This window comes from Dethiosulfatibacter aminovorans DSM 17477 (assembly GCF_900142005.1).
GTDB classification, from domain to species: domain Bacteria; phylum Bacillota; class Clostridia; order Tissierellales; family Dethiosulfatibacteraceae; genus Dethiosulfatibacter; species Dethiosulfatibacter aminovorans.
The window spans coordinates 1-7702 of the sequence record NZ_FQZL01000058.1; the positions used below are offsets into that span (position 1 = coordinate 1).

Here is a 7702-nt window from a genome sequence, read left to right on the forward strand (position 1 = left end):
AACCCTTCTGCTAACTAAAACAGATTTGGCTTGCGGACCATTTACTTGGAGAAGGCGATATGGTAGCCTTTTGAATCGCAGCGCCTACATGTTTCCGCCTTAGGCGAACTATCCATATCGACAGAGGCTCCATGTCAATGGCAAATCGGCACCAGATTTATTCAGTGCTCTAAATTAATGAATTAAAATTCTTTTAAAATCTATATATCTTAGGGTATGTTGATAAATCCGAAATCTTAAAACGAAAGGAGTTCATAACTTAGATAATTGGAATTTATGTCTTGACAAGCGGTACCATTATATATTTCATGTTTATTTATCATAATCGTTATAGTTTTTACTTTGAAATTGGAAAAGAATATATAAGAATCTTTTCTTTATTTTATAAGCGGTCTATGTGCCAGAATCGTTTATAACGCAATATCATTGTTGAGGTACATTATCTAAATTAATATGAAAATGTATCAAATTCATTGAGTATACTTTCGAGTTTCTTTAAATTATTTGTAGTTTGTTCCTTACGGACTAAGGATGTTTCGGTGAAAAGTGCATTAAATAATGAGAAACAACCAACATATGAAGTAGAATAATGTGATGATTTTGTTTCACAAAGAAAAACAATATCTGTTAGACTATAGAGGGGACATGCTGCAGAATCTGTAAATACTGCACAAGTTACTCCCTTACTCTTCATTAAGCGTACTGCTTTTATGACATCTCTTGAATAGCGACTAAATGAAAATGAAATAAGAAGATCATCTTTTTTTATGCTGCATAGCTTATCCGCATAATCGCCTAGTCCTGGAATGATGCATGATACTTTTCTACCTTGTTGTCTTAAAATCAAGGATAAATACTCACTTAAAATAGCAGATGTACGAAATCCAATAACATATATATTATCAGCTTCTTCAATTTTATTTACAAGTTTTTTTAGATTATTTCTATTGATTTCATTATTTAGTGTATTTTGAATATTGTTAAGATCATAATTTAGTACTTTATCATAAGTACCATATTCTTCAATATCTGAAAGGTTATCCTCAAGTGCATTATACATTGTTATGCCAGTTTGTACATAATTTGATATTTCTTTTTTAAATGTGGAAAATCCACTGAATCCCATTAAAACACAAAATTTTATGATTGTGGTTTCACTTACTCCTATGAGTTTTGACATATTTACAACTGAAAGAAATGGAATGTCTCTGTAATTCTCTAGGACAAAAATTGCCACTTGCTTTTGTGCTTGCGGTAAGTCTGGTAAGCTTTCATTTATTTTACTAAGTAATTCATCCATTGTGCCTCCTAAATTTTTATTTAATATAAATATTCCAAACAAATTGTACTATTTATCCGGATTATTAATAATGTAATCCGAATATAGGGTGACGAGATATAATTGTGCAAAGTGTGACATGTCATGGACCTGGTGACTCTACCAATTTGGTTCGCAGGCTAAATCTGTTATGTTTAACTTTCTTTTTACTTCATGAGAGATACAGTTGTATTCATTGCCAGAATGATGGTATCAACTTTACCAGATTTTCGTCAAAAATACACTGGAGTATTCATTTAATATTACTTTTTGTATAAATATAATATCATAATGATAATATATTTAGTTAAAAAAAAATAAATATTTTATATTTGCATAAAAAGCATAATTATTGCAATAAACATCTTTAAGGTATAGATCATTTAACGCAATAACCACTATATCGTTCATATCAATTGTCTTTTATTCAGTAAATAATAAAAGTTTGATATGAACAATTTAGCGGCTAAAATATGCTTGATTGATTCATATATAATTCTAAAAATCAATGTATTTGAAGTTTAGATAAATAGTAGATATGTTAATTTGTTGAATATCCAAGGAACTCGCCATAAAGATCAGTTCGTCTATTTGCAAGACGGGAATTCGTCTTATCAAGATATCGATTTCTCGTATCGGCTAGATTACATTCAGCATATATAATTTGTTGATTCTTTCCAGCAATTGTGCTAATTGGAGCTCCGGTTGGACTCGCTACCAAACTATGGCCAGCATATGATATGCCTGGTTCTTGTCCGACTCTCGAGCATGCAGCTACGAAAATATGATTTGAAAGAGCATTTGCCATAGTAAGTGTCGGCCCCATAGTATGCCATGGTGCTGGAAGATGATCACAGTGTGCCCAATTTGTTGGTATACAAATCAAGTCTGCCTTCTGTAATGCACAAATTCGATATGTTTCGGGATAATATCCATCTAGACATATTATCATGGCTATTCTACCAATTTCAGTATGAAATACTGGATATCCGAGATTTCCAGACTCAAACCAATATATTTCATCTCCACATAAGTGTGTTTTACGATACTTTCCAATATATCCATTTGGACCAACCAAAACAGATGTGTTATATAAATCAATACCTTCACGTTCAGGTAGTGAACCAACTATATAAATATTTTTCTCCTTAGCATAATCTATAAGTTCTTGTACTGTTCTTCCCTCGGGAATAGGTTCTGCTAAGGAAGTAATTTCAGTTCGATTATTGAATGTATATCCAGTATTGAATAGCTCTGGAAGAACAATTAAATTAGCTCCATTAGTACTCGCTTCTTCCATAAGTGAAATAACAATCGCCATATTAGCTTCTTTGTCTTTCAGTTTAACTTCTGTTTGTATACATGCGATTTTAACAAATAGTTCAATTCTTTCTTCGCTCATTATTCCTCCATATTATTGGTTTATTATTTTGCAATTCTATTAATTTCATCCTCTTTTTGTTCTATCTTACTAACAACAACCATAGATATACCAGAAGGGATGATTCCCCAAATAACATATGGAATACTAGTATTGAAAAGCATAGATACCATACAGGCAATAATACCAACTATCATTCCTGCAAGTATAGCGTTCTTGGTTATGAAGTTTTTGTTTCTAAATGCATAGCTTACAAATATTGGGCAAAGAAGACCTGCTGCTGAGAAAGAATAACTTGTTACTATCATTTTTATTACAGATGGGAATGCAAGAGAAAGAACAACTGCTGTTGCAATCACTATTACAGATAGAAATTTAGAGATCTTAAGAACTTTGCTACTATCACAATCAGGATGAAGAGTTCGATATATATCACGATTTAAATTTACTACAATTGACTGAACACCACTACTAACGGTAGAAAGAATGGCTGCTATGATAAGTCCAGAAAAAATAGCCACTAGCCATGTAGGAAGTTGAGTCAACAACCATCCGGTAGCCATTTCTCTATCAGCCCCAAGGCCAGGATTTATTGATCTAACGGAAAGACCAACAGTAACTGCCCAAAAGTAAGCTATTATACAAACCAAAGCAGTAATCCAAAGACTTTTTTTAACTTCCTTAAGCTCTTTACATGCAAAAATTCTTTGATAGTACATTTGATTTGTAAGTCCACCTGGAACTAGCGAGAATACCCAAAGTACTGAAGTATATAAACCTACGCTGAATATTGAGCTAGGGAATTGCACAATTTCAGGAGGGACATTCGCAAGAACGTTTTCCATTCCACCTGCAAGACTAAGGGTATGAAAACAGACAGCAGAAGCAAAGATGACCATAAGAATACCAAAAATAAAGTCGGTCCATGCTACGGTTTTAAGTCCTGAAGGCATGACGAAAAACAAACTAGCTACTGCAAGTGTAATAGTAAGAATTGTAGGTGAAAATCCGGTTAAAGTAGAATATAGTTTTCCAAAAGCCGAAAGTTGACCACAAATCCAACCAAAAGGTACTATAATAGTTAGAATACCAGCTAAAATCTTTACAGTCTTGTTAGGACCAGAGAAGTGCTGCAGTATTTCTGGAATTGTAGCAAAATTATTATCACGTAGCCAGTCTGCAATAAACATTAAAATAATAAATGCTAACTGACAAAGAATTCCATATAAAAATACTGAGTATCCATTTTGATATCCATTTCCTACTTGACCGACTAAAATACCACCACCCATAGCAGTAGCAAACTGTGTACCAATTACTACATAGAGTGGAAGACTTCTTCCGCCAACATCCCAATCTTCTGATGCATTTCCTACGACTTTTTTCTTTTGTCTATTGTTAATAAATGAAGTTGCAAAAAATGTTGCAACTAGAATTAGTGTTGTTGCTAATAATACTGCCATTGATTGATTCATATAATCCTCCATAGTTTAAAAAAAATTCAGAACATTATCATAATTTCATGTTCATTGTTTTATTGGGCGCTTTAATAATTCTTGGTTAAAGTGCTCAATTAATAAATGTATTCAATGCTAATAAAATATTTATTTTTTATATTGATAATAGAATATGTAATATTGTAGCACAAAACTATAATTTTGAGATAACAAATATTTGAGTTGTACTAGTTAATAAAATCATATATTGTTTCACAACCGTAAAATACAGGTAAACGACTGTGAGTACTGAGTTTTTGAGCAATTTCAAATTGTCCTATCCAATCCTGACCAATCCAAGAACCTAGGCTGTTTATAACTTCATCCATCATAGGTGTTTCCACACCGCATATATTTCCAATAGTTCTAGTTACTAATAAACTATATGGTACGTCTTCGGTAACATAACGAGCAGAAAAATTAGCCATATATCTATCTTTGTCAATTTCAATAGTAGGTACAGTGATGCCTTTGTAGGCAGTGTTACTATTTAGCATTGTTTGTAGTGTACTGCGATTTTCTATTTGATTACCATAAGATTCCATCAACCATTCGCTAGGTGATAATATTTTTTCAAGTTCTATACTATCATCAATTTTTGCAACTTCAAGTGTAATTTCATGTATTTCATGAGCTAGACGCTCAAGAATATCAGCACCTTCAGCAGTTACTCCTTGATAAAATAAAGGTGTATCTTCTCTAGAAAATTCCTGATTAGGATTGCTTTTGAACTGACTATACATTATACCAGGGTGAAATATTTGACCAATATTTGCGAAAGTCATAGTCATCATGTTTTTTACTCTTTCAATTTTCATGGAGAGAAGTTCTTCTAACAAATGATCGTATATCTCATTAAGCACAAATGGCATGTGTGCAACTTGGATTTTATTTTTGGCCCCCTTAATATTTATTCTACTTCCAGGTTTTTCTAATCTACAGGCCCATGGAAGCGTCTGGCATGCTATAACCGAAATGTTCGGAAGAAACCTTTTCACATCTAATTCCATCAATCCACGGCAAGGCATTACAACAACCAAAGCGTCTTTTTCAATGTTTTTTGCAATATGTCTGAAGATTGGCTTGTGTGCAAACGAAGGAACTATTACGAACACTATTGATGCTTTTTGAAATGCTGTGTTAGCATCATCTGTAATATGCTCTAGTTTTACTTTGTTAATCACTTTGTTAGACTCAATGATACTTAATCCATCATTTTCAGAATAATTTCTTCGTATGTTTTCTATTTCGTAGGTTATCGGGCTGAATAAACGGACTTTGTGACCCTGCTGAGCCATTAAAGCAGCACATGCATGTGCGCCATTACCACCACCACATACAGTAATATTTAGTGTACTCATTTTTTTCTCCTTAAATTTGATATGAAAATTTTTCCCGGGAAAATAAAGTTCTAGATCCACATATTGTGATAATAATATTATTATATTTACATATTATCATAATAATATTATTTGTCAATGAGGTTTTAAAAATATTTTTATTTTTTTTTTAAGTGAACATTAATTGTAGAATTTATTGGAGTGCGGTGGAAAAGTGATAGCATATGTATATAAAAAAGGAGCTGACCATGGCAGATGCTATAACCTTTATCTATAAATTTAAGGAATAGAACCTCTAGTTTTATCTTGTTTGCACCAGGAGTCTTGTGAATGGGCGAATATGCCTTGTACAAGATATCTTCTCCGATTTCGCAGACTTCAATCCAATTAGCAAGTTTACTAGGCCATGATGCTATTGATATTACATCTGCAGCCAAAGTTACAGGTATTGGCAACATAAATGCAAGTGAGAGCATTGTTGCTGATGCTTAAAGTGCAGTAACTAGACTACTTTCATTCTACTTCTCATAACCTTCTGTTCTTATATAATTTAAAATTTAGCATCATGGATTTGAAAAAGTTCCTCTTCTGTAAGAATCATTGTTTCGATATATTCATTTTTTGCATATGACATAATTGTTTCTTCTTTAAGTTTTATTTAGACAATTTTATTGATCAATAATTTGTCTTATATTACTTAATAGGGATTTTATATGGTTTTATCAACCTCTATTGAAAAATTTTTCAAAAAAATAAAAACGAGTCCTTATGAACTCGTCTGACTTTGCCTACTTGTGGTAAGATTCACCTTGATTGACCAAATACATTACTATTAATATATAAAAAGAGACATATACTGTTTTACTTGTATATGTCTCTTCTGTGTCCGATTTCTATTACTGTTATTATTACTCGTTCATCTTCAATCTTAGCCAGGATTCTGTAATCGCCGACACGATACCGCCATTTATCATTCATGTTTCCCTGTAATGCTTTTCCGAATTGTCTTGGATTATCACATCCGATAAGCCTTTTTTCAATGAATGATAGAATAAATGATGTAGTCTGTCTGTCCAGTTTCTTTAATTGTTTCAATGCATTTTTTGTATATTCTACATTGTATTTCATAAACCTAATTCTCTCTTAACCTGTTCATGACTTATTCGTTCTTCATCTTTTTCTTGTTCCCAAACTTTATTGAAAAGAGTTAGATCATATTCATCTTCAATTTTCTCCAATACAGCCTGCCTGATAAAGGAAGACAAGTCCATATTGTGTATTTCAGCATATTTACGAATCAGGGCATCATCTCTATCATTCAATCTCAAAGATACAGTGCTCATATCAACACCTCCTTGTATTACTGTGTATTACATCTAAGTTTATTATACCATACAGTTCTTGATTTTCAAATGAAAATCATATATGTGCTAATATATCATTATTTGTTTGAGATGGAATATGTCAAAGTTTTCTGCATATCAATTTGCTAATCTGAATATTTTGTGCTATGATTTATGCAGAATAAACAAGGGGGATGCAGAATGAGAGAATTTGATTATTCAAATATAGATATAGATTTATATAATAAGGATATCGTGTCACTATTGTTGGAAATTCATGAATTCAGAGGTAAGCAGGAGTTGTATATGGAATCATACCCTGACGTTCTTGAAGCAATGGTAAAGGTGGCAAAAATTCAGAGTACAGGTGCATCCAATAGAATTGAAGGTATATATACCAGTGATAAAAGACTGGATGAGTTGGTTAATGAAAAAACTGAACCAAAGAATAGAAATGAAGAAGAAATAGCAGGATATAGGGGAGTATTGAATACAATTCATGAAAATTATGATTATATAGTACCGAGGTCTAATGTGATATTGCAGATGCACAGAGATCTGTATGTTTATAATAGCGGCTTGGCAGGGGGACAATATAAAAATGTTGATAATGTAATTGAGGAAAAAGATGCATTAGGTAGGAAAAAAATTAGGTTCAGACCAGTTCCGGCATATTTAACAAAAGAAACAATGGAAACCATGTGTGACGGATTCATAGAAGCATTTCAAAAGGAATCTGTAGATCCACTGCTGCTGATACCAATATTTATACTTGATTTTTTGTGTGTTCATCCATTCAATGATGGAAATGGCAGGATGAGCAG

The 7702-nt window shown here is 32.4% G+C and carries 8 protein-coding genes; 2 read left to right on the forward strand and 6 right to left on the reverse strand.

The genetic code is table 11. The annotated features are described in order from the left end of the window. Positions 1 to 448 precede the first annotated feature (448 nt). From BUB05_RS18025 to BUB05_RS18040, 4 genes are all read right to left on the reverse strand, one after another. Entirely contained in the window at positions 449 to 1300 is an 852-nt protein-coding gene (locus BUB05_RS18025; RefSeq protein ID WP_073051135.1) for a MurR/RpiR family transcriptional regulator, read from the reverse strand. Between the two features lie 559 nt (positions 1301 to 1859). Continuing rightward, entirely contained in the window at positions 1860 to 2720 is an 861-nt protein-coding gene (locus BUB05_RS18030; protein WP_073051136.1) for a nitrilase-related carbon-nitrogen hydrolase, read from the reverse strand. Between the two features lie 23 nt (positions 2721 to 2743). After that, positions 2744 to 4174 (reverse strand): sodium:solute symporter family protein, encoded by a 1431-nt coding sequence (locus tag BUB05_RS18035; protein ID WP_073051138.1) that lies wholly within the window; start codon positions 4172 to 4174, stop codon positions 2744 to 2746. A gap of 209 nt (positions 4175 to 4383) precedes the next feature. Further along, positions 4384 to 5556 (reverse strand): NAD/NADP-dependent octopine/nopaline dehydrogenase family protein, encoded by a 1173-nt coding sequence (locus BUB05_RS18040; RefSeq protein WP_073051140.1) that lies wholly within the window; start codon positions 5554 to 5556, stop codon positions 4384 to 4386. A 309-nt stretch (positions 5557 to 5865) separates the two neighbouring features. On the opposite strand from BUB05_RS18040, the gene BUB05_RS18780 reads away from it, so the two are divergent. Next, on the forward strand, positions 5866 to 6027 hold the full coding sequence (locus BUB05_RS18780) for a hypothetical protein (protein WP_175548597.1): 162 nt from the start codon (positions 5866 to 5868) through the stop codon (positions 6025 to 6027). Between the two features lie 369 nt (positions 6028 to 6396). Here BUB05_RS18780 and BUB05_RS18045 read toward each other — a convergent pair whose 3' ends face one another. After that, the gene (locus BUB05_RS18045) at positions 6397 to 6663 is read right to left on the reverse strand and encodes a type II toxin-antitoxin system RelE family toxin (protein WP_073051141.1); all 267 of its coding nucleotides are present in this window, start codon (positions 6661 to 6663) and stop codon (positions 6397 to 6399) included. Continuing rightward, positions 6660 to 6878: a type II toxin-antitoxin system RelB family antitoxin gene (relB, locus tag BUB05_RS18050; RefSeq protein WP_073051143.1), complete on the reverse strand. Its 219-nt coding sequence runs from the start codon at positions 6876 to 6878 to the stop codon at positions 6660 to 6662. Before relB ends, BUB05_RS18045 begins: the two co-directional genes overlap by 4 nt. A gap of 201 nt (positions 6879 to 7079) precedes the next feature. Here relB and BUB05_RS18055 point away from each other — a divergent pair. Then, on the forward strand, positions 7080 to 7702 hold a 623-nt coding region (locus tag BUB05_RS18055), incomplete at its 3' end, for a Fic family protein (RefSeq protein WP_175548598.1).

Excerpts from the sequence above, each read along its gene's own strand:
- BUB05_RS18040 (WP_073051140.1), bottom strand. The coding sequence starts at position 5,556 with ATGAGTACACTAAATATTACTGTATGTGGTGGTGGTAATGGCGCACAT.
- BUB05_RS18780 (WP_175548597.1), top strand. The coding sequence starts at position 5,866 with ATGGGCGAATATGCCTTGTACAAGATATCTTCTCCGATTTCGCAGACT.
- BUB05_RS18030 (WP_073051136.1), bottom strand. The coding sequence starts at position 2,720 with ATGAGCGAAGAAAGAATTGAACTATTTGTTAAAATCGCATGTATACAA.
- BUB05_RS18025 (WP_073051135.1), bottom strand. The coding sequence starts at position 1,300 with ATGGATGAATTACTTAGTAAAATAAATGAAAGCTTACCAGACTTACCG.
- BUB05_RS18045 (WP_073051141.1), bottom strand. The coding sequence starts at position 6,663 with ATGAAATACAATGTAGAATATACAAAAAATGCATTGAAACAATTAAAG.
- relB (WP_073051143.1), bottom strand. The coding sequence starts at position 6,878 with ATGAGCACTGTATCTTTGAGATTGAATGATAGAGATGATGCCCTGATT.
- BUB05_RS18035 (WP_073051138.1), bottom strand. The coding sequence starts at position 4,174 with ATGAATCAATCAATGGCAGTATTATTAGCAACAACACTAATTCTAGTT.